The 26,750-nt window shown below is 63.0% G+C and carries 21 protein-coding genes; 4 read left to right on the forward strand and 17 right to left on the reverse strand.

Features of this window, described 5'->3' with window-relative positions; translation table 11 throughout:
* Positions 1-16 precede the first annotated feature (16 nt).
* From cheA to flhD, 6 genes are all read right to left on the reverse strand, one after another.
* Positions 17-2,149 carry a chemotaxis protein CheA gene (cheA, locus tag AC1DB0_RS11500; RefSeq protein WP_476758664.1) on the reverse strand — a complete coding sequence of 711 codons (2,133 nt, stop codon included), beginning with the start codon at positions 2,147-2,149 and terminating at the stop codon, positions 17-19.
* Between the two features lie 30 nt (positions 2,150-2,179).
* Positions 2,180-2,560 (reverse strand): response regulator, encoded by a 381-nt coding sequence (locus tag AC1DB0_RS11505; protein WP_054425979.1) that lies wholly within the window; start codon positions 2,558-2,560, stop codon positions 2,180-2,182.
* Between the two features lie 2 nt (positions 2,561-2,562).
* Entirely contained in the window at positions 2,563-3,552 is a 990-nt protein-coding gene (motB, locus tag AC1DB0_RS11510; protein ID WP_054425980.1) for a flagellar motor protein MotB, read from the reverse strand.
* 11 nt (positions 3,553-3,563) lie between these two features.
* Positions 3,564-4,433, reverse strand: coding sequence for a flagellar motor stator protein MotA (gene motA / locus AC1DB0_RS11515; RefSeq protein WP_046806435.1), 870 nt, complete (start codon positions 4,431-4,433; stop codon positions 3,564-3,566).
* A 118-nt stretch (positions 4,434-4,551) separates the two neighbouring features.
* On the reverse strand, positions 4,552-5,133 hold the full coding sequence (gene flhC, locus AC1DB0_RS11520; RefSeq protein ID WP_054425982.1) for a flagellar transcriptional regulator FlhC: 582 nt from the start codon (positions 5,131-5,133) through the stop codon (positions 4,552-4,554).
* A gap of 31 nt (positions 5,134-5,164) precedes the next feature.
* A complete protein-coding gene (gene flhD / locus AC1DB0_RS11525; RefSeq protein WP_006219025.1) occupies positions 5,165-5,488 on the reverse strand; it encodes a flagellar transcriptional regulator FlhD in 324 nt (107 codons plus the stop codon).
* Positions 5,489-5,915: 427 nt separating this feature from the next.
* On the opposite strand from flhD, the gene AC1DB0_RS11530 reads away from it, so the two are divergent.
* Both AC1DB0_RS11530 and AC1DB0_RS11535 read left to right on the forward strand, forming a co-directional pair.
* Positions 5,916-6,671: an RNA polymerase sigma factor FliA gene (locus AC1DB0_RS11530; RefSeq protein ID WP_175169441.1), complete on the forward strand. Its 756-nt coding sequence runs from the start codon at positions 5,916-5,918 to the stop codon at positions 6,669-6,671.
* 303 nt (positions 6,672-6,974) lie between these two features.
* A complete protein-coding gene (locus AC1DB0_RS11535) occupies positions 6,975-8,168 on the forward strand; it encodes a FliC/FljB family flagellin (protein WP_476756903.1) in 1,194 nt (397 codons plus the stop codon).
* 277 nt (positions 8,169-8,445) lie between these two features.
* Here the strand turns inward: AC1DB0_RS11535 and AC1DB0_RS11540 are convergent, their stop codons facing one another.
* From AC1DB0_RS11540 to AC1DB0_RS11575, 8 genes are read right to left on the reverse strand one after another with little or no spacing between them, the layout of a single operon-like run.
* Positions 8,446-9,993 carry an alpha/beta fold hydrolase gene (locus AC1DB0_RS11540; protein WP_476756904.1) on the reverse strand — a complete coding sequence of 516 codons (1,548 nt, stop codon included), beginning with the start codon at positions 9,991-9,993 and terminating at the stop codon, positions 8,446-8,448.
* A 16-nt stretch (positions 9,994-10,009) separates the two neighbouring features.
* Positions 10,010-10,513: an acyltransferase gene (locus AC1DB0_RS11545; protein WP_054425989.1), complete on the reverse strand. Its 504-nt coding sequence runs from the start codon at positions 10,511-10,513 to the stop codon at positions 10,010-10,012.
* Positions 10,510-11,418 (reverse strand): NAD-dependent epimerase/dehydratase family protein, encoded by a 909-nt coding sequence (locus AC1DB0_RS11550; RefSeq protein WP_476756905.1) that lies wholly within the window; start codon positions 11,416-11,418, stop codon positions 10,510-10,512. Before AC1DB0_RS11550 ends, AC1DB0_RS11545 begins: the two co-directional genes overlap by 4 nt.
* Complete coding sequence (locus tag AC1DB0_RS11555) at positions 11,415-11,984, reverse strand: dTDP-4-dehydrorhamnose 3,5-epimerase family protein (protein ID WP_441371249.1); 570 nt, start codon at positions 11,982-11,984, stop codon at positions 11,415-11,417. Before AC1DB0_RS11555 ends, AC1DB0_RS11550 begins: the two co-directional genes overlap by 4 nt.
* Position 11,985: 1 nt before the next feature.
* Positions 11,986-13,302, reverse strand: a complete 1,317-nt coding sequence (gene rfbH / locus AC1DB0_RS11560; protein WP_054425995.1) for a lipopolysaccharide biosynthesis protein RfbH — start codon at positions 13,300-13,302, stop codon at positions 11,986-11,988.
* 44 nt (positions 13,303-13,346) lie between these two features.
* A complete protein-coding gene (gene rfbG, locus AC1DB0_RS11565) occupies positions 13,347-14,408 on the reverse strand; it encodes a CDP-glucose 4,6-dehydratase (RefSeq protein WP_476756907.1) in 1,062 nt (353 codons plus the stop codon).
* Positions 14,405-15,175, reverse strand: a complete 771-nt coding sequence (rfbF, locus tag AC1DB0_RS11570) for a glucose-1-phosphate cytidylyltransferase (RefSeq protein ID WP_054425997.1) — start codon at positions 15,173-15,175, stop codon at positions 14,405-14,407. The genes rfbG and rfbF overlap by 4 nt, the downstream gene beginning before the upstream one ends.
* Positions 15,172-18,606: an O-linked N-acetylglucosamine transferase family protein gene (locus AC1DB0_RS11575; protein ID WP_476756908.1), complete on the reverse strand. Its 3,435-nt coding sequence runs from the start codon at positions 18,604-18,606 to the stop codon at positions 15,172-15,174. The genes rfbF and AC1DB0_RS11575 overlap by 4 nt, the downstream gene beginning before the upstream one ends.
* 282 nt (positions 18,607-18,888) lie before the next feature.
* Here AC1DB0_RS11575 and AC1DB0_RS11580 point away from each other — a divergent pair, with 282 nt between their 5' ends.
* Together AC1DB0_RS11580 and AC1DB0_RS11585 are read left to right on the forward strand one after the other, a co-directional pair.
* Positions 18,889-19,857, forward strand: a complete 969-nt coding sequence (locus AC1DB0_RS11580; protein ID WP_476758665.1) for a hypothetical protein — start codon at positions 18,889-18,891, stop codon at positions 19,855-19,857.
* A gap of 143 nt (positions 19,858-20,000) precedes the next feature.
* A complete protein-coding gene (locus AC1DB0_RS11585; RefSeq protein WP_054426004.1) occupies positions 20,001-20,192 on the forward strand; it encodes a putative motility protein in 192 nt (63 codons plus the stop codon).
* 151 nt (positions 20,193-20,343) lie between these two features.
* Here the strand turns inward: AC1DB0_RS11585 and lpdA are convergent, their stop codons facing one another.
* Genes lpdA through aceE form a run of 3 tightly spaced genes read right to left on the reverse strand, consistent with a single transcriptional unit; the run spans position 20,344 to position 26,541 of the window.
* Positions 20,344-22,134, reverse strand: coding sequence for a dihydrolipoyl dehydrogenase (gene lpdA / locus AC1DB0_RS11590; protein ID WP_476758666.1), 1,791 nt, complete (start codon positions 22,132-22,134; stop codon positions 20,344-20,346).
* Between the two features lie 12 nt (positions 22,135-22,146).
* Positions 22,147-23,820 (reverse strand): dihydrolipoyllysine-residue acetyltransferase, encoded by a 1,674-nt coding sequence (gene aceF, locus AC1DB0_RS11595; protein WP_427946430.1) that lies wholly within the window; start codon positions 23,818-23,820, stop codon positions 22,147-22,149.
* Positions 23,821-23,832: 12 nt separating this feature from the next.
* Positions 23,833-26,541 carry a pyruvate dehydrogenase (acetyl-transferring), homodimeric type gene (aceE, locus tag AC1DB0_RS11600; RefSeq protein ID WP_175168406.1) on the reverse strand — a complete coding sequence of 903 codons (2,709 nt, stop codon included), beginning with the start codon at positions 26,539-26,541 and terminating at the stop codon, positions 23,833-23,835.
* Positions 26,542-26,750 lie beyond the last annotated feature (209 nt).

The following is a 26,750-nucleotide window of genomic DNA, read 5'->3' on the forward strand; positions in this document are numbered from 1 at the left end:
ATTTTTTAATGCTCCATCAATTCAAAATGGCTTCGGGCTGCGACCAACGTTCACGGTTGGCGCGCGCAAGCGCAAATACGTCGACAATCAGCGCCACGCTGCCATCGCCAAGGATGGTGGCGGCCGAGATGCCGGGAACCTTGCGGTAATTCGACTCGAGATTCTTCACGACCACCTGGTGCTGCCCAATCAGGTGATCCACCAATAGCGCAAAGCGGCGGTCTTCGGCCTGCATGATGACCGCGATGGCCTGCGTCGGGTCCGTCTGCGCTTCGTGCACCGAGAACACGCGGTGCATCTCGACCAGCGGCAGGTATTCGCCGCGCACATGCATCACGCGTTCGTTGCCGGCCACCGAGTAGATCTGATCGTTGGTGGGCTGGAGCGATTCCGTCACATGGTTCAGCGGCAGGATGAAGGTTTCTTCACCCACGCGCACCGACATGCCATCCAGAATGGCCAGCGTCAGCGGCAGCACGATACGCGTCGTGGTGCCATTGCCCGGCTCGCACGACAGCTGCACGTGGCCGCCCATGTCTTGAATGTTCCGGCGCACCACGTCCATGCCGACGCCACGGCCGGAAATGTCCGTGACCTTTTCTGCGGTTGAGAAACCCGGCGCAAAAATCAGCTGCCAGATTTCGTCATCAGGCGAATTCTCGTTGACGGCCAGGCCTTGCGCCATCGCCTTCTTCAAGATCTTCTCGCGGCTCAAGCCACCGCCGTCGTCGCTGACTTCAATGACGATGTTGCCGCCATTGTGTTGCGCGGACAGCACCAGCTGGCCGACCGGGTCCTTGCCCGCCGCGATCCGCTTTTCAGGCGTTTCGATGCCGTGGTCCAGGCTGTTGCGCACCAAGTGCGTCAGCGGGTCGATGATGCGTTCGATCAGGCTCTTGTCCAGCTCGGTCGCGCGGCCATAGGTTTGCAGTTCGATCTGCTTGCCCATCTTGCCGGCGATGTCGCGCACCAGGCGGGGGAAGCGGCTGAACACGTAGTCCATCGGCATCATGCGGATCGACATCACCGCTTCCTGCAGGTCGCGGGCGTTGCGTTCCAGCTGTTCCATGCCATTCAACAGGCGGTMGTGCAGCACCGGGTCCAGCGTGGACGCGGTTTGCGCCAGCATGGCTTGCGTGATGACCAGTTCGCCCACCAGGTTGATCACCTGGTCAACCTTTTCCACGCCCACACGAATCGACGTGGATTCCTTGTCGGCATGGGCGGGTGCAGCGGGACGGGCGCGGGCCGCGGCCTGGGTGATGGCCTCGGCGGCGGCGGCGGCGGACTCGGCCACTACCGGCGCAGGCGCGGCGGCGGCAGCGACAGGTTCGGCAACGGGGGCAGCAGCAGCAACCGCGGCGGGCGCGGCTTCGGCGGCGGCCGGTGCGGCCGAGCTGGCCGGCGCGGCTTCACGCGTGATGCTCAGCTGGTCGCCGTCAACGATGAAGCAGCAAACCGCTTCGATGTCGTCCGGCGTGCAGGTGCTGTCCACCCACACGGTCAGCACGCCATCGGCGCGTTCGCTGGCGCGGACGTTGCCCAGGTTGCCCATTTCTTCGAGCAGGGACGCGGCGTCCTTGTCCGACACCTTGGTGATCTTGACCTTGAGCGGCAGGTTGCCGGCCGCGGCATCGGCCACGGGCGCAGCCTGCTGCACGGGTTCGGGCGCAGCGATGGGAGCCGGTGCGGGAGCCGGAGCCGCTGCCACGGGTGCGGGCGCTGCCGCAGGCGCCGCGGCGGGGTCCTTATGCTCTAGCGCCAACTGCCTCAACACGGCGCAGATACGCTCAAACACGGCTTCATCGGGCTCTTCGGAGGCCCGGTAGGCATCCAGTTGGCTTTTGAGCACGTCTTTCGTTTCCAAGAAAATATCAATCATGTCCGTGCGCAGCGCCATTTCGCCGCGACGGATTGCGTCCAGAAGGTTTTCAAGCAGGTGGGTAGTACCCGCCAACTGCGTGAAACAGCCGAATGTCGCCGCCCCACCCTTGATCGAGTGGGCCGCGCGGAAGATGGCGTTGAGCTGTTCGATGTCGGGCGCGCCCACATCGAGTTCAAGCAGCAACTGCTCCATCTGCGCGAGCAGCTCATCCGCCTCGTCGAAAAAGGTCTCGTAAAACTGACTGAGGTCCAAACCAGAACTCATGACCCGTACGCCTTCATAAATGAACCTGCTTTACGCGCCGGCCTGCTCATCGAGCAGTTCGGTCGCTAATTCCACCAGCACATCAGGGTCGACCGGCTTGGACAGCCAGCCACAAACGCCCAGATCCCGAGCGGCCATCTTGCTGTCCACGTCGTCTTCGGTGGTCAGCACCAGCACCGGCACGTCCAGGTACTGGTCCATTTCCCGCAAGCCCTGAATCAGCTCCAGCCCGCCCTTGACCGGCATGTTCCAGTCACTGACAACCAGGTCTACCGGGTGGCTCTTGGCCACATCCAGCGCTTCCTGGCCGTTGCCGGCCGTCAGTACTTTCCATCCCGCGCCCGTCAGCGTCGCCTGCACGATCATGCGCATCGTCGCCGAATCGTCCGCCACCAGAATCGTTGCCGCCATTGCTATCGAACCCCTTCAGCTTGCGGCGTGGTCGCCGCGTCGCCTGGTTTGGTTGCCGTCGCGGCCTGGGCGGCGGCTTGCACCGCCTCCACGGCCGTCCCCACCTCGCGGGCATCTTTCGCGCTGACGTCCGCTGCCGCGGCGTTCTCGTTTTCGATGCGCTTCTGGGTGTTCATATTGAGCACCACGAGGCTGATACGTCTATTAACGGCTGCGTACGGATCATCTTTAACCAGACTCATGCTGGAAGACAGACCCTGGATACGCATGACCTTGCTTTCGCTCATGCCGCCGGCCACCAATTCCTGGCGCGACGCGTTTGCGCGGTCGGCGGAAAGCTCCCAATTGCTGTAGGCGCGTTCGCCGCGTGCGTACTGCGACGCGTCGGTGTGGCCCGAGATACTGACCTTGTTGGGCAGCTCGTTCAACACCGGCCCCAGCTCACGCAGGATGTCGCGCATGTACGGCTGCACTTCCGCGCGGCCGGTGGCGAACATCGGGCGGTTCTGGTTGTCGATGATCTGAATGCGCAGGCCTTCGGTCGTCAGGTCAATCAGCATCTGCGGCCTGAAGCTCTTCAGGACAGGGCTGGTCTCAATGACGTTTTCAAGGCGCTTTTTCAGGTTTTCCAGGCGATGCTGTTCGCGGCGCTCGGCGTCGCCCATTGGCTGCGACTCGACCCGGTTGCCCTGGCCACGGCGCACATCGCCCTCGCTGCGCAAGGGGTCGCGGCCGCCGCCTGGCACCGCGCTGGTTTCGGCGGAGCTGCTGGGTCCGCCCGTAATGGCCACGCGCAACGGCATGCGGAAGTATTCCGCGATGCCCTTGAGTTCTTCGCGCGGCACGATGCTGATCAGCCACATCACCAGAAAGAACGCCATCATCGCCGTGATGAAGTCGGCGTAAGCGATCTTCCAGCTGCCCCCGTGGTGCCCGCCGCCCTTGACCTTCTTGCGGCGGATCACCACACGGTGGTTGTTTACCGTGCTCATGGCCCGCTCCGTCAGGCCTTGCCGGTCGACTTGGTTTGCCGGACGTGCTCTTCCAGCTCACCAAACGTCGGACGCACAGACGAGAACAGCACCTTGCGGCCAAATTCCACCGCCAGTTGCGGCGGGTAGCCGTTCATGCTGGCCAAGAGCGTGGTCTTGATGCATTCCAGCACTTTCATGGCTTCGTCATTGCGGCGCTCAACGCGCGAGGCCAGCGGCCCCACAAAACCGTAGGCCAGCAAAATACCCAGGAAGGTACCGACCATGGCCTTGGAGATCAGGTCGCCCAGAATGGCGGGCGGCTGGTCCACGGCGGCCAGCGCCTTGATCACGCCCAGCACTGCGGCCACGATACCGAATGCCGGCAGGCCGTCAGCCATCTGCTGCAACGCGTGCGCAGGCACTTCGCGCTCGTGGCGGTAGGTTTCGATTTCCTCGTCCATGAGCGTTTCAATTTCAAACGAGCTCATGTTGCCGCTGATCATGATGCGCAGGTAGTCCGTAATGAACTCCATGAGCTTCGCGTCTTTGGCGATGCGGGGATATTCGCTGAAGATCGGGCTGGAGGCCGGGTCTTCAATATGCGATTCGATGGCCATCAGGCCTTCACGGCGCGCTTTGTTCAGCAACACATACAACAGAGCCATCAGCTCCATGTACACGTCTTTGCTGTAGCGCGAGCTCTTTAGCGCGTCGGGCAACGCCTTCTTCACCAGCATCAGCGACTTCTTGCTGTTGCCGGCCAGGAACGCGCCGAACGCCGCCCCGAAGATCAGCGTTAGCTCAAAGGGCTGGTAAAGCGCGCCCAAGTGGCCGCCCAGCGCTATGAAGCTGCCGACGACCGACACGATCACCACGAGAAAACCGATAACAATCAACACATCAGGCCCCTGCCAACGAAGTCTAAAACTGGCGTCAATGATCCCCTGTTCCCCCCGACCCAAAAAGGCGGGTTACGGGGAGTTTTCCAGGGCTTTTGATGTATTTGGACGCGGGAGGTCAAGGACGGGCGGCGTCGACGGCAGGCGCCGGACGGCTGCCCGCACGTGCTTTTGCCGCGGCGCGCGTCTTGCCGGCGCGAGGTGGCGGGCGGCAAATGGCGCACACAAAATCCGATTGCGGATCGTGAGCGTGGGCGATGAAGTGACCGCCGCATTGGCGGCAGGCGGACAGCTGGAGCATGCCGCTGTCAAAGAAGCGCACCAGCATCCAGGCGCGGGTGAAGCTCAGGACGGGTTCGGCGTTTTCCGCCGTGTCCAGGCCGGCGTTCTCCAGATACAGGCGATACGCGTCGATGGTGGCGCGGATGCCCTTGCTGCTGGTGCGTGCATTCAAAAACGAATACACGTTATAGAACAGCGAAGAATGGATGTTCGGCAACCAGGTCATGAACCAGTCAACCGAGAAAGGCAGCATCCCCTTGGGTGGCGAGCAACCGCGAATTTCCCGGTACAAGCGTGCAAGGCGGTCATGGCTCAGGGCGGTTTCCGCCTCGAGCACCTGCAGTCGGGCTCCTAGGGTAATCATGGAGCTAGCAAGCAGGATATCGTCCGCTTCCTGAGATACGCTTTTGGAGGCCATTACACGTTCCGTTTGAGGATTCGAGTGGCGGTTAAGCCAGTTCTTCTACAGGTTGCTTGGCCAACAGGATCGTTGCGTGGGCTTGTTGCAGTGCACCACCCAGTACGTCATGGGTCAGCGCCGACAGCAGGCTGTAATCATCAAAACGGAACCGGCACAGTAGCGAACTGGAGCTGGCCAGTTTCACCAGTTGTGCCGGCGACAGACGCATCAGGATGTCAGCAACTTCATTGCTGAACCCCAGACGGAACATCGACGCAGCATAGTCATCACGCAACATACGTTGCGCAAGTAACAGATATGACAGATTCACTTCACGAATGTCTGCCAGCAAAGAATTTTCGACTTGTTGCACGCCCTACTCCCTATCCCTATCCCACCCACGGGGCTTGATATCCAAAAGCATCGGCAACCTGCGGTTACCTGACGCTGCTGCATCCTGTTTTAATGCGAAATGTATCATTTGTTCGCAATTTAAGTAAAATTTACCACAGGTGATGTCATTTTCTATGACTTATATGACAAATCTTTGTTGATATTGCGCAACTTGTTAGATTAGACACACCTTGACATAGAAATCGGTGACGAATTTACGTCAATTTGGCAAATAAGCATTCAAAACATTGCGTACTTCGGGGAATGAAATGTTGTGCAGTGCCGACAATGGCACCTTGACGATCACCTGATTGCTAGCTTTAGTGCAGCCGCGCGTTTGTCGACAATGTCGCAAATTGACAACGACCGACAATGCGTCACGATGGACACCGCCTGACATTCCCGCAATGCCCCACGCAGAAGACAGCTTGGTCGAATATGCCCCGCTCGTGCGGAAGCTGGCCCTGCAATTGCTCGCCCGGCTACCCGCCAGCGTTGAGCTTGACGACCTGATACAGGCCGGCATGATCGGCCTGCTTGACGCCGTAAGGCGCTATCAGGAAACCGCAGACGCCCAATTCGAGACCTACGCCACGACCCGTATTCGTGGCGCGATGCTGGACGAGCTTCGTAGCCAGGACTGGCTGCCGCGCAGCGTCCGCGCCAAGGCGCGCAAAATCGAGCAGGCCATTTCCCAGCTGGAGCAGCGCTTGATGCGCTCGCCCTCCGAAGCCGAAATCGCCCAGCAGCTTGAAATTCCGATCGACGAATACCAATCATTGCTGCACGACGCGCAAGGCGTGCAGATCGTTCACTACGAAGATTTCACGACCGAAACGGATTCCGCATCGGGACAGTCGGATTGGGCCGCAACACTGAACCATGGTTCGGCAGGCGGCAATCCGCTGGATTCATTATTGGCGGGCGATTTCCGCCAGGCGCTTGTGCACGCGATTGACTCCCTGCCCGATCGGGAAAAATTGTTGCTGTCGCTGTGTTACGAGCAGGGCCTGAATCTGAAAGAGATTGGCGCGATCATGAATGTGACCGAGGCGCGGGTTTGCCAGCTGCGGTCGCAGGCGACGGCGCGGATCAGGGCCAAGCTGAAGGAACAGGCTTGGCAAGAGCTGCCCTTGGAGGGGCAGATCGCGCAGATCATCTAGCGCTCTCACTTACCCATGTATATAGACCCTTCTATATAGGGTTACGCAGACAGTGCAAAAACCAACGGGCGCCCCAGGCGCCCGTTTCGCATTTCGGGCCCTGGCCCACGCCAGCAGGCGCTCGCGGCGGATACAACAATAAATAAGACTTTCGCGAAATAGGGCTAAAGAATGATTTGGGACTGCCGTAATCCTTGCAACGGAGAGATTCTTAGACAAAAAGTCGACGAACTTTCCCGTTAACACCAGTGGGCGGCGTTGCTGCCCGGTTTGAAGAAGCCTTTCTCTCTTGGGAGCACCAACATGGCTGCCGTTATCAATACCAACTACCTCTCGATGGTTGCTCAAAACAACCTGAACAAGTCGCAATCGACGCTGGGCAGCGCCATTGAGCGTCTGTCGTCGGGCCTGCGCATCAACAGCGCCAAGGACGACGCCGCTGGTCAAGCCATCGCCAACCGCTTCACCGCCAACGTCAAGGGCCTGACCCAAGCCGCCCGTAACGCCAACGACGGCATCTCGATCGCTCAAACGACCGAAGGCGCGCTGAACGAAATCAACAACAACCTGCAACGCGTTCGCCAACTGTCGGTTCAAGCCGCCAGCGGCACGAACTCGCCGACCGACCTGGACTCGATCCAATCGGAAATCAAGCAGCGTCTGGACGAAATCGACCGCGTGTCGGCTCAAACCCAGTTCAACGGCGTGAACGTCCTGGCTAAGGACAACAAGCTGACGATCCAAGTTGGCGCCAACGACGGCGAAACCATCACGATCGACCTGAAGGAAGTCACCGCCAAGACCCTGGGTCTGGATGGCTTCAACGTGTCGGGCCCGAAGGGCACGCAAGCTGCTGTTACCACCGCTCAGTACCAAGCCGCCTACGGCTCGACCACCTCCATGACCGCCAACACCGTTGTCGAAGGCACCGCTGGCGATCTGGCTGGCCGTCTGGGTGTTGCTTCCGGCAACGTCACCGTCGGTTCGGCTGCTGAAGCTGACGAAAACGGCAACTGGTTCGTCAAGGTCGACGTGTCGGCTGCTGACGCTACCGAGTCCAGCAACCTGAAGGCCAAGGGCTTCGACGTCGCTTCGGGCGCATCGGGCTCCTACTACATCGCCGTGAACCCGAAGGACGCCGACACCACGACGACCGGTGGCACCGCCGCGTTCACGCTGAAGACCGACTCGCTGCCCCTGACCAGCCTGACCAAGGGTTCGACCTCCAACCCGCTGGCCAAGCTCGACGCCGCTCTGCAAAACATCGACTCGCAGCGCAGCTCGCTGGGTGCGATTCAGAACCGCTTCGAATCGACCGTTGCCAACCTGAACAACACGATCAACAACCTGTCCGCCGCTCGTTCGCGCATCGAAGATGCCGACTACGCTACGGAAGTGTCGAACATGACCAAGGCTCAGATCCTGCAACAGGCTGGTACCTCGGTTCTGGCTCAAGCCAACCAAGTGCCGCAAACGGTTCTGTCGCTGCTGCGTTAATTCCAGCGGACGGTTCCTCGGCTCCGGCAGAGAAGGAAGTTTCTTCTCCGCCGCTGCCGAAGCAGTATCAAAAACCAGCCTTCGGGCTGGTTTTTTTATGCCTGACGGATGCGGGGCTGCCGCATTCGCACGTTCACGTTCACATTCACGATGCGGTTCACGTGCATCGGGATCAAGGCGCAAAAAAAGGGGCGGAAAATTCCGCCCCTTTTTGTTTCCTTCCAACTGACCGCTTCGCGTTCGTTGCAACCGCTTCGGCCATCGGCAGTATCGGTGCTTACGCCGTCACCGCCCCCATGGCCTGCACCAACGCGGCCACCGCTACGGGGTTGTCATTGATGAGGTCATGCCCCCCCTTCACGCGTTCAACCCGGCAGCCCAGACCGCGCAGACGCGCCAGATCGGCTTCGTCCAGGCAGCACGGCACGGGAGGCATCTTGCGCTGCGGCTGCATCGGCACATCGCCGGTCACGACCAGCACAGGCTGCGTGACGCCCTCCAGCAGATGCCAGTATTCGCGCTCCACCGCGGCCGTTGGCGTCACGCCATAGATGTCCAAGGCGAAGCTGCGCAAGTAGCGGTCGTCCGGCCGGCCGGCAATGGCGCCGCGCAGGAACGCGTGGTTATGCCAAAGCTTCGCCGCACTGAAAGGCGTATCCAACAACACCAACGCCTGGCATTGCGCCGTGCGCCGTGCAATGGCCAACCCCACGCTGCCGCCGAACGACGCGCCGATGACGCCAAAGCCTGCCGGCAGCGCGGTCAGCAGCGCAGGCAACAGCTCGTCAGCAAAACCCGCTACCGACATGTCCGCGGGCGCTGTGCTGTTGCCGCAACCCGGCAAATCGACGAACAGCAAGTTGGCATCTGGCAGATGTTTTTCAATGCCTTGCACGGTGGCGATATTGCCCAGCGAGCCGTGCAGCACCACCCAGGTCGGACGCCCTTCCCGCCAGTTCGCCGAACGGCGTGCGCGCAGCTGGCCGGAGCGGCCTGACAGCATCTCGAACGGGGCGGCAACATCTTTGCGCAGCCGCGCATGCCAGGCCTCGCGCCCTTGTTCCAGCGCCGCCAACGCCTCGGGCGTGCCGCGCATGATGTCGCGCGCATGGCGCTCGATGATGTCTTTGGGCCAGTCCCACCAGCGCAGCGCTAGCAAACGTTCTGACACGACATCGTCAAAGCGGCGGCGGCGGAACTGCGCGGGGTTGCCAGCCCAGATTTCGTAGGGGCCAACATCGCGCGACACCACCGATCCTGCGCCGATCACGGCGCCGGTGCCGATCGTGACGCCCGACATGATCTTGCTGCCGGCCCCGATCCAAACGTCGTGGCCAATGTTGACGCCGCCCTTTGTGCTGGAGTAATCCGTGATGGATTGCGTGGACGAAAACAAGGTGCCGAAATGCGGCGCCGAGAAGGGGTAGATCGTGTAGGTGTCCTGGCGATGGTAAGCGCCCAGAATGATCTCGACGTCGTGCCCGATCGTGCAGAAGTTGCCGATCGTCAGCCGCGCGGGTTCGTGCGGCTGGTTATGCGGGAATACCGACGGCACGCCATAGGAATAGTCGCCAATGCTGTAGAGCTCGGGGTCCGACAAGCCCAAGGCCGTGAACACCAGCCCGCGCACGCCGTGCTCAAGCGCCATCGTCAGATGACGCGCCCCCTGATGCGCCGGCCGTGCGGCGTGGATCTGCCGGCTGATGTGCTCGGCTTCGGCACGCTTGCCTTCCCGCCAGTGACGCACCGCCAAGCCAAAGGCCTCATTCAGACCCATCGTTTGTCCGCCCGCGGCCCCCTGGCCGCCCTTCGTCGACGATGTCATTACAAACACTCCAAAATTAGTTGCTGCGTGCGCTCTCGCGATACCGCATGACGGCCGCCGGGCTGCCGCCGATGACTGCGTATTCAGGCCACTCGCCGCGCAAGACCGTGCCGGCCGCGACGACGCAGCCGCGCCGTAACACACAGCCGTCAAGCAGCACGCAGTTTGCACCGATCCAGCAATCGTCTTCGATGACGATGCCGCCCTTGCTGGGCATGAAGCGTTGCTCGATGATCGTTTTGTCGCGGCTGCGGTATTCGTGGTTGGTCGGCGCAAGCGTTGTGTTGGCGGCAATCAGGGTGCCACGGCCAATCGAAATGCCGTTGCCGGAATAGATCACAACACCGGAATTCAAATAGACCTGGTCGCCAATATGTACGTCGCCATCGCCGCCTGCGAACTTGATCTTCACGAAACTGTCGATGGTCACGTGGTCACCGATGACAACGGCGTTGCCTCGCACGGAGCGCTCGATGTCGGCCAGCGGGGAAATCTTGGCCAACGTGGAAATCTGGTTCATGCCTTGTGCTCCATCAGGTACGTCAAGGTTGCACGAAGAAAGGCAGCCATCGCGGCGTGCTCGCAGCCATCACGCGCTGGCAATTGCCGCGACTGGAATTGGTAGATCGGCGCGGCCGCTTCCTGCGCATCGCCTGTCTGCACCGGGATCTCTCGCCCAAGGAGCTCGCTGGCCTGACACGCCGCCAAGGTGGCCAGATCGCGAATCCGCCAGTCGCCGCCCGCCACGTGCAGCAAGCCCTGTCCGGCGGACACCAGGCGCAGGGCCGCTACGTCGGCAAAGTGCGCCACGTCCAGATAATTGCGCATGGCCAGGCCCTGCCCATGCAAGACGATCTTGCTCGCATTCACCGCCTGGCGGCAGAAATCAAACGGCGCCAGCGTCCAGCGATCAAATCCGCTCCAGGACGCCGGCATGCCGTAAAGGTTCGAAGGCCGAAGGATATCGACCGACATGCCTAGCGCACGGGCGGACCAGTCGAACAACTGTTCGGCTTGCCAATGCGTCAGCCCGTAATCATTGCCTGGCACGGCGGGCGCGGCCTCGTCCAGTACGCCCTCGGGGCGCCCGTATACGTGAAACGTAGAGACATACATCAGACGCCGGATGCTGGCGCGCTCGCAGGCTTGCAGCAACGCCCGGGTACCCGCCACGTTCACCACATAAGCCGCTTGCGGGTCCGCGCGGCAACCCACCTCGTGCATTGCCGCGGCATGAACACAGGCGTCGATGCCCGCGGGCAGCACCCGTTCGGCCACGCTGCGCGGGTCGGCCAGATCCAGTTGCAGATCATTGGCGGGCGCTCGGCCCGCTGTCACGACCTGCACACCCTGCGCACGCAAGCGCGCAGCGACCGCGCCGCCCGCATAGCCGTTCGCGCCGGTCACCAATACCCGTCGGATCATGGCTGCGCGGCGTAAATGAAGGGCGAATCAAAGGCGGCGGCTTGTGGCAGCGCGGCGTCGCGTGGCGACATCACGGGCGCGCCGATGTCCGCCTCTCCTGCCCACCAATCAATATCCGTGCTCTGCGCATGCACTCCCGCATCGCGCTCAGGGTCGTGTACGGACGTGGTGTAGTACAGCAACGCCGTGCCGTCGCGATGCGAGGCAAAGCCATGCGCCACGCCTCGCGGCACGTACACCGCCTGGGGCTCGGCGCCATCCAGCATCAGGGAAACCGATTGCCCATAGGTGGGCGAGCCCCGGCGCAAGTCCAGCAAACCGTCGCGCGCGCGTCCCACCAGGCAGGTGACGAGCTTGGCGTGATCGGACGGCGGCAACTGAAAATGCATGCCGCGCAATACCCCGCGATGCGATACCGACACGTAGGACTCCGTGAAGCCGGTCTCAAGCCCCAGCGCCGCTAGCGTCGGCGCGTGCAGCAGTTTGCGGAACTCGCCACGCGCGTCCGGAAAGCTCGGCAGCGTCAGCACATAGCAGCCCGGAATCGCCAACGCCTGGGCGCGCATGTCAGAAGCCCGCGCCGAAGAACAGCTCGATGCGGCTGGCGGCGTAGTCCAGCATGTCGGGGGTCAATGCGGGCTGTACACCGATCCAGAACGTGTTCTGCATGATGATCTCGGTATTGGCCAAGTCGCCCGACACGCGATAATTCTGGCCCACCATGGACGGCTGGCGCGTCAGGTTGCCGGCAAACAGCAGCCGCGTGCCCACCTTGTCCTGGTCCAGGTACGTCAGCAGGTCGACCCGGCGCACGTTGGCTTCGGGACGCAACGTGATGGGGAAGCCAAACCACGACGGGTCCGAACCCGGGGTGGCCTCGGGCAGGATCAAAAACTCTTCGCAGGACGCCAGGCGTTCTTTCAAGAAGCGGAAGTTCGCCTTGCGCTGCGCCACGAATTCTTCCACACGATCCATCTGCGCCAGGCCACAAGCCGCCTGCATGTCGGTGATTTTCAGGTTGTAGCCGATATGCGAGTACGTGTACTTGTGGTCATAGCCTTCGGGCAGGCTGCCCAGCTTCTGACAAAAGCGGCGGCCGCAGGTGTTGTCCTTGCCCGGCGCGCAATAGCAATCGCGGCCCCAGTCGCGGAACGATTCAGCGATCAGCTTCAGGTGGGGATCGTTGGTGAAGACCGCCCCGCCCTCACCCATCGTGATGTGATGCGCGGGGTAGAAGCTGAGCGTGCCGATGTCGCCGAAGGTGCCGACCATGCGGCCGTTGTAGGTCGAGCCCAGCGCGTCGCAGCAGTCTTCAATCAGCCAAAGGCCGTATTTCTTGCACAGCGCCGTGACCACGTCCAGGTTGTAGGGGTTACCCAACGTGTGGGCCAGCATGATGGCCTTGGTGCGCGGCGTAATCGCGGCTTCCAGGCGGCTTGCGTCCACGTTGTACGTGCCCAGTTCCACATCCACGAACACCGGCACCGCGCCGAATTGCAGGATGGGATTCACCGTGGTGGGAAAGCCCGCCGCCACGCCAATGACTTCGTCACCACGGCGGATGGCGCGATCCCCCAGTTTGGGCGAGGTCAGCGTCGAAAACGCCACAAGGTTGGCCGACGATCCCGAGTTGACGGTGATCAGGTGCTTGACGCCCAGATACTGCGCCAGCCGTTGTTCGAAGGCGTCGTTGAAGCGGCCCGTCGTGAGCCAGCCGTCCAGCGACGCCTCGACCATGGCTTTGAGTTCCGCCGCGCCGATCAGCTTGCCCGATGGCGGCACCGCCGTCTTGCCGGGCGCAAACGCTGCACGCTCGCGCTCCTGGGCCTCGTGGTACTGATCGACCAACTGGGCGATCTGCGCCCGGATTTCGTTAGGATTCATTGCTTGTTCTCTAAAACCGTTATGTTCTTGGCGCCGCAGGCGGCTCAGACCGCACCATAGGCCGCGATTTGCGCGTCGCACAAGGCGCGCGCGTCAGCGCCTTCATGCAAAGCGCGATACCACTGCATGGTGTTGGCCACCCCTTGCGCCAGGCTCCAGCGCGACGCCACACCCAGCACCGACCGGGCGCGCGACGTATCCAATGCCAGCAAGCCCGCTTCGTGCGGACCCTGGGCCGACTGCCCGTACACCACCTCGCCCGAGCCGTACGCCGCGCGCGCGAGTTCGACCACGTCGCGCACCGTCGCGGTATCTTGCGATGGCGGCCCGAAGTTGTAGGGGCCAGCCAGCTCTGGACGCGTCCACAGCATCTCGGCCAGGCGCAGATAGCCCCCAAGCGGCTCCAGCACATGCTGCCAGGGCCGCACCGCATTCGGGCTGCGAATATCCAATGCAATCTGGCCTTGCCACGCGCGCACAGCGTCTGGCAGCAGCCGGTCTTCCGACCAGTCGCCCCCGCCAATGACATTGCCTGCACGCGCCGTGGCCAGCGCTACCCCCTGCGCCGCCAGGAAGGCATCGCGATAGCAGGCCGCCACCAGTTCGGCCGCAGCCTTGCTGGCGCTGTAGGGGTCATGGCCGCCCAGCGCGTCGCTCTCGCGATACGGATGCGGCCATTCCTCATTGCGGTAGACCTTGTCGGTGGTGATGCAGAGCGCCACGCGCACGTCCGGCAAGCCCCGCAAAGCGTCCAGAAGGTTCGCCGTGCCCATCACATTCGTGTCAAACGTCTGCAACGGCTCGCGGTAGCTCAGACGCACCAAGGGTTGCGCCGCCAGATGCAGCACCACCTCGGGCCGCGCCTGGCGCACGATAGCGGCCAACGCGCCGGCGTCGCGGATGTCGCAAAAATGGCTGTCCGTCACGCTGGCGATAGCGGCCGCGTCAAACAGGCTGGGGCGGTCCGTGGCGGGCGGCAGCGCCACCCCGCACACCTGTGCGCCCAGGCGATGCAGCCACAGTGCCAGCCAGCCGCCCTTGAAGCCCGTATGGCCCGTCAGCAGCACGCGCTTGCCGCGCCAGAAGGCGCCGGGCGCCTCGTTCACCACACTCTCCAGGGCGCCTTGTTCGCGTCCCAAAGCGCTTCCAGCATGCGTTTTTCGCGCAGCGTGTCCATGGGCTGCCAGAAACCCATGTGCTTGAACGCCATCAGGTCGCCGCCGCGCGCCAGCGATTCCAACGGTTCCATCTCCCAAGAGATGTGATCCGCTTCGATCAGCGGCAGCACCTTGGGCGACAGCACGAAGAAGCCGCCATTGATCAAGCCGCCGTCGCCGCGCGGCTTTTCCGTGAAGCCGGCGACCATATCGTCTTCCATCTTCAGCGCACCGTAGCGCCCGGGCGGCTGCACCGCCGTCACCGTCGCCAGCTTGCCGTGCTGCCGGTGGAACGCGATCAGCGCCGAGATATCCACGTCCGCCACGCCGTCGCCATAGGTGAAGCAGAATGCCTCTTCGTCCTTCACGTAACTGGCCACGCGCTTGAGACGGCCGCCGGTCATGGTGTCGTCGCCCGTATCCACCAAGGTCACGCGCCAGGGTTCGGCATGGCGTTGATGCACTTCCATCTGGTTGTTCGCCATGTCGAATGTCACGTCCGACATGTGCAGGAAGTAGTTGGCGAAGTACTCCTTGATGACGTAGCCCTTGTAGCCGCAGCAAATGACAAAGTCATTCACGCCGTGGGCCGAGTACATCTTCATGATGTGCCACAGGATCGGGCGCCCGCCAATTTCCACCATAGGCTTGGGCTTGACGTGGGTTTCTTCAGAGATGCGGGTACCGAGCCCGCCCGCGAGAATGACGGCTTTCATACGGATCCTTCACACCACTTTTTGAACATGCCGCGATAGGCGGCTTCGACTTTGCGCGCAAAGGCGGGCTCGTCCATCAGGGCGCTGGCCTGCATTTCCTGGCGCAGGCCGGCGCGGGTGCGCGCCAGTGCGGGGATGTCGCTTGCCAGGGCCACCACCTTGTCGATGTATTCGGCTTCAGTCTGCGCAATCCATTCCTTGCGGCCCAGGCCAGCCAAAGTGGATGCACCGATTCGGCCCACGCCCATTCGCCCCGCCAAGGTCACGTATGGCAGGCCCATGTACAAGCTTTCGAACAGGGTCGTGCCCGAGTTGTGCGGGAAGCAATCCAACGTGATGTCGGCACTGCGCAGGACGTTCCAGGGCGGGCTGTGAAAGCCGATCTCGATCCGGCCCGCATCGATGCCATGCTGCGCAAACAGGTCATGCAGATCCTTCTGCATGCGCTCGGAGAAATAGCTGTTGCTGTCGACGACCAGGCGCGAACCCGGCACGCGGTGCAAGATTTCGGCCCAGGTGCGCACGACCCGGTAATTGAAACGGATAGCGCGTGAGAGCGTGATGAACCGAATGTGGCCGTTCTGCAGCGCCGGCAATTCAGAGACCTCGCCCATGCCCAGCTTGGGACGGTAGGCAAAGTTCGTCGTGTCCAGGCGCCAGGGCTTCTCAGCGAACAGCGATTCGGTTCCGGGCGGCGCCATCTCGTCATCGATCAGGATGTAATCGATGGCCGACAAGCCGGTGGTGCAGCCGAATCCCAGCCACGTCACCTGCACCGGCGCGGGCTTGCGCACGAACGTCGCCAGGCGGTTCTGGGCGGTATGGCCGGCCAGATCCACCAGCACATCGATCTTGTCATCGCGAATGCGTTGCGCCAGCGCGTCGTGCGACAGGCCGTTGGTGCGCACCCAGTGATCCGCATAGGTCTTGAAGGCGGCGGTGCCTTCGTCTTCCTGGTCCAGCTGCGCGTAGGCGTAGATCTCGAAGGCCGACTTGTCGTGCCGGGCCATCAACGGCTCAAGAAACAGACGCACCGGGTGGGTGCGGAAGTCCGGAGACACGTACCCGATCCGCAGCTTGCGGCCCGGATCGCGTGTATTGGAATGCGGTTTCCAAGACGCCCGATGCGGCGCGCCCAGACGCTCGTCAAACGCGCGATAGACCTCGAACACCTCTTCCGCCGTACGGTCGGGGAAGTAGTTCATGCCAAAGAAGCGGGAATGCTGCACCGTGGGGTTATCGGGCTGGACTTCCAGCACGCGCAGATACTCGGCTTCCGAGCCTGCGAAGTCACCCATGTCGGCCAGGGCCACGCCCAGGTTGCCACGCGCTTCCACGTTGGCCGGATTCAGTTCGAGCATGTGGCGGAAGGTCGCCACCGCTTCATGGAACCGGGCAGCGCTGCGATAGCAATTTGCCAGCACGTTCAGCGCCTGGGGATGGCCAGGCGACAATTCCAGCGCCCGGCGGCAAGCCGCGTCCAATTCCACGGGGCGGCGCAAGGCGCGCAGCGACATCGCCACACCCACATAGCAATCAACATCCTCGCCACCGACCTGAAAGGCTCGCAGGAAGGCGGCCAGCGATTCGCCAGACTTGCCCGTGTCGCGCAGCACCGTACCCAGCACTTCCCAGGACGTGCTGTATTCCGGTGCGCGCTTGGTCAGTGCCCGCGCACGCCCCTCAAGGTCACCATCACTCTTGGCGTTGACCAGGGCCGCCAGTTCTTGCGCTTCTTTGAGCACCGCCTTGGTGATGCCCTGCGCGCGCGCCGGGGCCGAGATACTGCCACCATAGCGTTGCTCGAAACCACAACGCGCCATGGCGTCGATGTACAACGCCCAATAGGGTCCGCGCGCATCGCTGGCGCTCAGGCCGGCCTCAATGTAATCGCACCAGTCACGAGCCCCTGCGACCGTCAGGCCGTAATGCCTGAGATGGTCGAGCAACCCGTCCACGGGCTGGGACGCTGATACGGCTGGCGCCTCGGGCGCGGGAGCAACAAAGTCCCCCGCCGACGTGAACTGCAATACCGGCGCCGCGATCTGAACGCTATCGCGCAGCCGATTCAGCGCCGCGCCGGCCTCCAATTGCCGCAAGGGCAGCACGTCGTGGTCGGCAAACGATGTCCTGACCGCCTCGTGCCACAGGTTGAACAGCGGCGCCCTGCCGTCTATCGCCGCCACCACGCCGGGAACAAGGCTTACCCCACCGGCCAGATCGTACGGCGTCTTGTCGACGCTGTAGCGTCCGATAGCGGCGTCGAACAAGGCTTGCAGCGCCTTGCCCACCGCCTCATCCGCCGTGCTACCCGCCGCAAGCTTCTTCTCAGCCACGTACTGGACCAGCGCCGCTCCTGGCACGGACGCCGGCCAGGCGTGGCCCAGCACGTCCGCAATGGCTTCCAGCACCGGGTTGTCGGTGCTCAGAATGTGGCCGGCATGCGTGACGAAATGGGTTTGACTGATGCTGCGCAGCCCTGCCGCCAAACGGCGGAAGCTGCCGGCCCAGCGCAGCTTGGGCAGCCGCGACAGGTCGGGACGCGGCAGCACTTCCTGCTCGCGCTCATGGTGAGTCAGCAATGTGCGGCGATAGGCGCGGCCAATGGAAAAGTCCAGGTATTGCTGCCTGAGCGCGCGCGGCTTGCCGAAACCCAGCAGGCTTTGGGTCAGCGACACGTTCGCGCCATAGTTCGGCGCAAGCTCGTGGCGGGGCTCGGCGTCGCCCACGCACGTCATGCCAAACTGCGCGGCCATGTCGGCGAATTCAGCGTAGTAATACGGCTGGCGAGCCAGCAGGCTCAAACCCGCCGCCCCCTGCTCATCTAACGCCTGGGCGAAGCGCGTTGCCGCCTCGTGCAGCGAAGCCGCCAGCGGATTGGCGTTCGACACGCCATCGGTGAACAGCCCCAGGGCAGCGCGCGCGGCGGCAACTTGCTCGTCAGGGCTGGACGCGGCGTGCGCGTGCATCAGCACGGCTTCGCGGACGATTTCGGCCGCCTTTGCGCCCGGATAGGCATCGAAACTGAGGTAGGCAACGCCTTCAAATGCCAGGTTCAGGCGGCAGATGCGCAGCAGATCACCGGTGCTTTCGCGCGGGACGGTGCTGTAAAGGTCGTGCGCGATGATGTAGTCAAATTCGCCGAAGTCCTGGCCAATGTCAGCAAACGACAAAGTATGCAAGGTCAGGTTGCCCAGCCCGATGGCGTCGGCGGCCCGGCGGCCCGCTTCAATGCGGCGGGGGTCGGTATCGACCCCGACCACTTGCGCTTGCGGATAAGCCACCGCGAAGGGCAATAGATTGCTGCCCGCGCCGCACCCGAGCTCGAGCACGCGCGCGCGCTCCAGCGGGACCGTTTCAACGCCATAGAGGAATGCCGCCGCGCGCATCTGGCCCGGCGAACACAGGTAGCTGATAGCCGGATCAGACACCGGGGGGGCCAAGTCAATGGCAAATGAGTCCTCGGGGACTCGATCAGGCGCGTTCAATCCGTACTCCACGGGCAGGGTAATTGCGCAGCAGCATAGCAGCGGCTTTCAAGGGGGAAATGGGCGAAATGACGGGCTTTTTTGCCGGTTCTTGCGTGATGGCGAAAGTGCGCAAACTCCGCCGCAAAGGGAGTGGCGGCTTTTTGCACGCTTATTCCTTTTTTTGACCCGCTCGACTCACGTCATAATGACGGCGCAGATTTTGTATCATTTTCTTTCAGCACTATGACCGCCACGCCCCCAGATCCACTCGCTACGCAGCACGACAGCAATACGGATCTCGATGATCAGGCGCCGGTCGATGCGCAGACCTTGCGTCTTCGCGAAGAGAACCGCGCATTGCGCGAATTGTTGGCGGCCCAGGTACACGCCGCCTTGCCGCCGCCGGCCCCTGAACCCGGCGGGTTGCGGCGTGTCTGTTGGTGGCTGATTTCAGCGCCGGGTGCGGCCCTGGTCGGCTGGCGCCGCTTGCTGGGCCGGGATGACGCGCCCCCCATCACGGGGCGGCGCGTGGGGTCGGCAACGTTGACGGTGCTCTACACCCTGGCCATTTACGGCGCGCTGGTGCTGCTGGTGGTGTCGTGGAATGCCCCGAACAATGGGATTACCGGCGCCACCGCGGCCAGYCCGGTCCGCGTGCCGCTGATGCCTCCGACCGCGGTGCCGGTCCAGGAGCCGCCGAGCGATTGGGAGGCGGATGCGTTGGCGCCGCCAGCGCCGATTGTGCCGACGGGGCCGGCGAAACCGGAATCGCCATCCGGGACCCCATCCGAGGCAACATCCCAGGCAGCACCCGGCTCAACAACCGAAGCCGCACCCGGGACTGCACCCGGCACAGCACCCGCCGCAATCTCCGAAGCGGCGCCCGCGACAGCACCGTCCGCCACGGGTGAACCGGCCGCTTCGGCTGTTGAACCTCGCGCGATGCCTCCGGAAGCCCCCCCCCCCCAGCCGCGCACCAACGCCGCCGCCACGACGACGCCCGCCTCAAGCGGCCCGCAATCGACATTGCGCATTACCGAAATTCCGGCGCAAGACCCGATGGCGTGGCTCAAGGCGCTGCAAACCGAATTAGCGCAATGCGCCACGTTGGGATTCTTTGACCGGCCTGATTGCGCCTGGGCGGCCCGCGATAAGTATTGCGAGGCGAACCGTGGCTGGGGTGTTGTGAAGGAATGCCCGAAGCGGCCATAGGTTGGTGCTTGGGATAGATGCTCGCAATGTCACACATCCGCCATGTCCCGGTACGACAATCCTTTGCATCAAACTGAAAATGTACGCAATAATGCGAACACTTCGGGCTCACGCCCTGCCTTCCTTTTAAGGACCCTGTGACCATGGATTCGATCAACAACACCGTCAACACCGCGCTGGCTTTGAAGGACGCGAATGTGGTTCAGGAAGTGCAGGCCACCGTGTTGAAGAAGGCGCTGAACGCGCAAGCCGATACGGTTGCCACACTGATGCAGTCCGTGGCCCCGATGGCGATCGACAGCCAACTGGGTTCGCGCATCAATACCCAGGCCTGACGCGCACGCATTACATCCCGCGGGGCCGCCTTCACGTGCGGCCAAGCGATAAAAAAGCGCCGGACCCTGAACAGGGCCGGCGCTTTTTATTTGCCGTTGCATGACTCAGGTGAGGCGGAAAACCGCCTCACCGGTCATTGGCCATCGGCCATTACTTCTTCTTCATCGGCGGCAAGTCGGTGCAGACGCCTTCGGCCACTTCAGCCGCCATGCCCACCGATTCACCCAGCGTCGGGTGCGGGTGGATGGTCTTGGCGATGTCGACGACATCCGCGCCCATTTCCACGGCCAGGGCCAGTTCGCTGATCAGGTCGCCAGCGTGGGTGCCCACGATGCTGCCGCCCAGGATGCGATGCGTTTCCGCGTCGAAAATCAGCTTGGTGAAGCCTTCGTCGCGGCCATTGGCGATGGCGCGGCCGGAAGCCGCCCACGGGAACACGCCCTTCTCGATCTTGATGCCTTGCTTCTTGGCTTCGTCTTCGGTCAGGCCCACCCATGCCACTTCCGGATCGGTGTAAGCCACCGACGGAATGACGCGTGCGTCAAAGAACGACTTCTGGCCGGCCGCGGCTTCCGCCGCCACGTGGCCTTCATGCACGGCCTTGTGCGCCAGCATCGGCTGGCCGACGATGTCGCCAATGGCGTAGATGTGCGGCACGTTGGTGCGCATCTGGCGATCGACCTCGATGAAACCGCGGTCGGTCACGGCGATGCCAGCACGGTCGGCGCCGATCTTCTTGCCATTCGGGCTGCGGCCCACGGCTTGCAGAACGAGGTCGTAGCGCTGCGGTTCCTTGGGCGCGCCCTCGCCTTCGAACGTGACGTAGATGCCGTCTTTCTTGGCTTCGGCGCCCACGGTCTTGGTCTTCAACATGATGTTGTCGAAGCGGTAGGCGTTCTTCTTCTGCCACACCTTGACCAGGTCGCGGTCAGCGCCTTGCATCAGGCCGTCGAGCATTTCCACGACGTCCAGGCGTGCGCCCAGCGTCGAGTACACCGTGCCCATTTCCAGGCCGATGATGCCGCCGCCCACGATCAGCATCTTCTTCGGCACTTCACGCAGCAGCAATGCGCCGGTGGAGTCGACGACGCGGTCGTCCTTGGGCATGAACGGCAGCTTCACCGACTGGCTGCCGGCGGCGATGATGGCTTGCTTGAAGCGCAGCGTCTGGCTCTTGCCGTCGGCGGACGTCACGGTCAGGTGGTTGGCGTCGGCAAATTCGCCCACGCCCGTTACCACGGTGACCTTGCGCGCCTTTGCCATGCCAGCCAGGCCGCCGGTCAGCTTGGCGACCACGCTGTCTTTGTAGCCGCGCAGCTTGTCCAGGTCGATCTTCGGTTCGCCGAAGCTGATGCCGTGGGCAGCCAGCTCGCGCGCTTCGTCGATAACGGCGGCGTTGTGCAGTAGCGCCTTGGACGGAATGCAGCCCACGTTCAGGCAGACGCCGCCCAGCGTGCTGTAGCGCTCGACCAGGACCACGGACAGGCCCAGGTCAGCGGCGCGGAAGGCGGCGGAGTAGCCGCCCGGGCCCGCGCCCAGCACCAGCATGTCGTATTCACCGTCGGCCGAACCCTTGAAGCTGGAGGCGGCCGGGGCCGCCGTGGCAGCCTTGGCGGCGGGTGCAGCGGCAGCGGCCGGCTTCGCAGCCTCGGCAGCCTTGGGGGCTTCCTTGGCGGCCGGTGCGGCGGCGGCATCGCTGCCAGCCGCTTCCACTTCCAGCACCACCGCGCCTTCGGCGACCTTGTCGCCGACCTTCACGGCAATCGACTTCACCACGCCGCCTTGCGACGCGGGGATTTCCATCGACGCCTTGTCGGATTCAACGGTGATCAGGCTTTGTTCGGCCTTGATCGTGTCGCCCACGGCGACCAGCACTTCAATGACTTCCACTTCCTTGAAGTCACCGATGTCCGGCACTTTGATTTGAACGGTATTGCTCATAGGGCTCCCCGTTTACAGCGCGATGCGGCGGAAGTCGGCCAGCAGCGCGCCCAGATAGGCGTTGAAGCGGGCAGCGGACGCGCCGTCGATGACGCGGTGGTCGTACGACAGCGACAGCGGCACGATCAGGCGCGGCACGAATTGCTTGCCGTCCCAGACGGGTTTGTGCGCAGAGCGCGACACACCCAGGATGGCCACTTCCGGCGCGTTGATGATCGGCGTGAACGAGGTGCCGCCGATGCCGCCCAAGGACGAGATCGAGAAGCAGCCGCCCTGCATGTCTGCGGGCGAGATCTTGCCGTCGCGCGCCTTCTTGGACAGGTCGGTCATTTCCTGCGCGATTTGCAGGATGCCCTTCTTGTCGGCGTCGCGAATCACCGGCACCACCAGCCCGTTGGGCGTATCGGCGGCGAAACCGATGTGGTAGTACTGCTTGAGCACCAGGTTGTCGCCGTCCAGCGAGGCGTTGAACTCGGGGAATTTCTTCAGGGCCGCAACCACGGCCTTGATCAGGAAGGCCAGCATCGTGACCTTGACGCCCGACTTCTCGTTTTCCTTGTTCAGCGTGACGCGCAGCGCTTCCAGGTCGGTGATGTCCGCTTCGTCGTTGTTGGTGACGTGCGGGATCATGACCCAGTTGCGGTGCAGGTTCGCGCCGGAAATCTTCTTGATGCGCGACAGCGGCTTGGCTTCGATGGGGCCGAACTTGGTGAAGTCGACCTTCGGCCACGGCAGCAGGCCCAGCGCGGCGCCATCGGCCGAACCACCGGCAGCGGCGGTTGCGGGGCCGGCGGCCAGCGCTTGCTTGACGAAGCCGCGCACGTCCTCGGCGGTGATGCGTTCCTTCGGACCCGAACCCTTGACCTTGCTCAGGTTCACGCCCAGTTCGCGGGCGAACTTGCGCACCGAAGGCGACGCGTGCGGCAGTTGGCCGGGCTTCAGGTTGGCGTCTTCCAGCGCGGCGGCCGGAGCCGGACGCGAAGCCGGCGCAGCGGCGGGCGCTTCAGCCTTGGCTTCGGTCTTGGCTTCCGCCTTTGCAGCGGGAGCGGCGGCGGCTTCCGTCTTCGCAGCGGGAGCCGAGGCAGCGCCCCCCTCCACCACCACGACGACCGAGCCCTTGGCGACCTTGTCGCCAACCTTGACCTTCACTTCCTTGACCACACCGCCTTGCGAGGCCGGGATCTCCATCGAGGCCTTGTCGGACTCCACGGTAATCAGGCTTTGCTCGGCCTTGATGGTGTCGCCCACGGCGACCATCACTTCGATGACTTCCACTTCCTTGAAGTCACCGATGTCCGGCACTTCGATTTCGACCGGGCCAGATGCGGCGGCAGGTGCAGCCGCTTCAGCCTTGGCGGCCGGAGCCGCCGCAGCCGCTTGCTTGGGCGCTTCCTTGGCGGCGGCCTTGGGGGCTTCTTCCTTGGCGGCCGGTGCGGCGTCCGAGGCTTCGGCTTCCACTTCCAGCACGACCGCGCCTTCCGCAACCTTGTCGCCCACCTTCACGGTGATGGACTTCACCACGCCGCCTTGCGACGCGGGGATTTCCATCGAGGCTTTGTCGGACTCAACCGTGATCAGGCTCTGTTCGGCCTTGATCGTGTCGCCCACGGCGACCAGCACTTCAATGACTTCCACTTCCTTGAAGTCGCCGATGTCGGGAACCTTGATTTGCACGATGTTGCTCATGTCTCTTTACCCTCAGGCGTATTGCGGGTTGGCTTTGTTCGGATTGATGCCGTACTTCTTGATGGCTTCCGCCACCTTGGCAACCGGCACCTTGCCTTCGTCGGCCAATGCGCGCAGCGCGGCGACGACGACAAAGTGGCGATCCACTTCAAAGTGCTCACGCAGCTTGGCGCGGAAATCCGAGCGGCCGAAACCGTCGGTGCCCAGCACCTTGTATTCGCGGCCCTTGGGCACGAACGGACGGATCTGGTCAGCAAAGAGCTTCATGTAGTCGGTCGATGCGATGATCGGGCCTTCCGTCTTGGCCAGCTGTTCCGTGACGTAAGCCACTTGCGGCTTCTTTTCGTCGGGGTGCAGCATGTTGTGGCGGTCGACGTCCAGGCCGTTGCGGCGCAGTTCCGTGAAGCTGGTGACGCTCCAGAGGTCCGACGCCACGCCCCAGTCGGCTTCCAGCAGTTCTTGCGCGGCCATGACTTCGCGCAGGATCGTGCCCGAACCCATCAGCTGCACGCGGTTCTTGCCCTTGCCGTGCGACTTCAGCTTGTACATGCCCTTGATGATGCCTTCCTCGTCGCCCTGGGTCAGACCGGGCTGCGGGTAGTTTTCGTTCATCACCGTCAGGTAGTAATAGACGTTTTCCTGGTCTTCCACCATGCGCTTCAAGCCATGCTGGATGATCACGGCCAGCTCATGGCCGAACGTCGGGTCGTAGGACACGCAGTTCGGAATGGTGGACGCCAGGATGTGGCTGTGGCCGTCTTCGTGCTGCAAGCCTTCGCCGTTCAGCGTCGTGCGGCCGGCAGTGCCGCCCAACAGGAAGCCACGCGCTTGCATGTCGCCCGCCGCCCAGGCCAGATCGCCAATGCGCTGGAACCCGAACATCGAGTAGTAGATGAAGAACGGGATCATGATGCGGTTGTTCGAGGAGTACGACGTGGCCGCCGCAATCCACGAGCTCATTGCGCCCGCTTCGTTGATGCCTTCCTGCAGAAGCTGGCCGTCGGCCGCTTCCTTGTAGTACATGACCTGGTCCTTATCGACCGGGGTGTACTTCTGGCCTTCCGGCGCATAGATACCAATCTGGCGGAACAGGCCTTCCATACCGAAGGTACGCGATTCGTCGGCCAGAATCGGCACCACGCGCGGACCCAGTTCCTTGTCGCGCAGCACCTGGTTCAGGATGCGCACAAAGGCTTGGGTGGTGGAGATTTCACGGCCTTCGGCGGTGGGTTCCAGCACGGCCTTGAAGGCGTCCAGCGCGGGGGCCTTCAGTTGCTCGTCGGCCTTGGCGCGGCGGCGCGGCAGGTAGCCGCCCAGCGCGGCGCGGCGCTCGTGCAGGTACTTCATTTCGGGCGAATCATCGGCCGGCTTGAAGTACGGCAGGTCTTCCAGCTTGTCATCCGGAATCGGGATGCCGAAGCGGTCGCGGAATTCGCGGATGGATTCCAGTTCCAGCTTCTTTTGCTGGTGGGTCGGGTTCTTCGCCTGGCCCACGTGGCCCATGCCGTAGCCCTTGATGGTCTTGGCCAGGATGACGGTGGGTTGGCCGGTGTGGCTGGTGGCGGCGTCAAACGCGGCGTACACCTTGTGGGGATCGTGGCCGCCACGGTTCAGGCGCCAGATGTCTTCGTCGCTCATGCGCGAGACGGCTTCCAGCAGCTTGGGGTGCTTGCCAAAGAAGTGTTCGCGAACGAACTTGCCGTCGTTGGCCTTGTACGCCTGGTACTCGCCGTCAACGGTGTCTTCCATGATCTGGCGCAGGATGCCTTCCTTGTCGTGCGCCAGCAGCGGGTCCCAGTAGCCGCCCCAGATCAGCTTGATCACGTTCCAGCCCGAACCACGGAAGTCGCCTTCCAGTTCCTGGATGATCTTGCCGTTGCCGCGCACCGGACCGTCCAGGCGCTGCAGGTTGCAGTTCACCACGAAGATCAGGTTGTCGAGCTTTTCACGGGCGGCCAAAGCGATGGCGCCCAGCGATTCGGGTTCGTCCATTTCGCCGTCGCCGCAGAACACCCAGACCTTGCGGTTGCTGGTGTCGGCGATGCCGCGGGCGTGCAGGTACTTCAGGAAGCGGGCCTGGTAGATGGCCATCAGCGGGCCCAGGCCCATCGACACCGTCGGGAATTGCCAGAAATCCGGCATCAGCTTCGGGTGCGGGTAGGACGACAGGCCCTTGCCGTCCACTTCCTGGCGGAAGTGGTTCAGCTGGTCTTCGGTGAGGCGGCCTTCAAGGTAGGCGCGGCCGTACATGCCGGGGGACGTGTGGCCTTGGAAGTAGACCAGGTCGCCGCCGTGGCCTTCGTCTTCCGCGTGCCAGAAGTGGTTCTGGCCGCAGCCGATCATGGTGGCCAGCGAGGCGAACGACGCGATGTGGCCGCCCAGGTCGCCGCCGTCCGGCGGGTTGTGCTTGTTGGCCTTGACGACCATGGCCATCGCGTTCCAGCGCACGTACGAACGGATACGCGTTTCCAGTTCCAGGTTGCCCGGATGCGCGGGCTCCAGGCCCGGGGGAATCGTGTTGACGTAAGCGGTATTCGGCGAGAACGGGATGTGGGCGCCGGAACGACGGGCTTCGTCGATCAGGCGTTCCAGCAGGTAGTGCGCGCGCTGCGGCCCTTCGCGATCAAGGACTGCCGCCAGGGCTTCGAGCCACTCCTGGGTTTCAAGGGTGTCTTCGTCGTTGGCAGCCTGCGGGGCGCCAGCCTGGGCGAAAGAGGACATCGTGTGTCTCCTGTTGGGGTTCGTTCGTGACCACACCCGCTTCGTTCAACTCGCGGACTCTGCATGGTAGCCGGGATCATCCGGGCTACCATGTCAGGCATGGGTCGGGGTGTTTTTCTAGAGACCTGCTTTGGGTCGGTTCCCTATCAGCCGGCATTCTAAGAAAGAAGAATAACCGGTCGCAAGCAAAATTTCATGTTGCGGTACGG

The sequence above is a fragment of the Achromobacter sp. 10T422 genome (assembly GCF_056394065.1).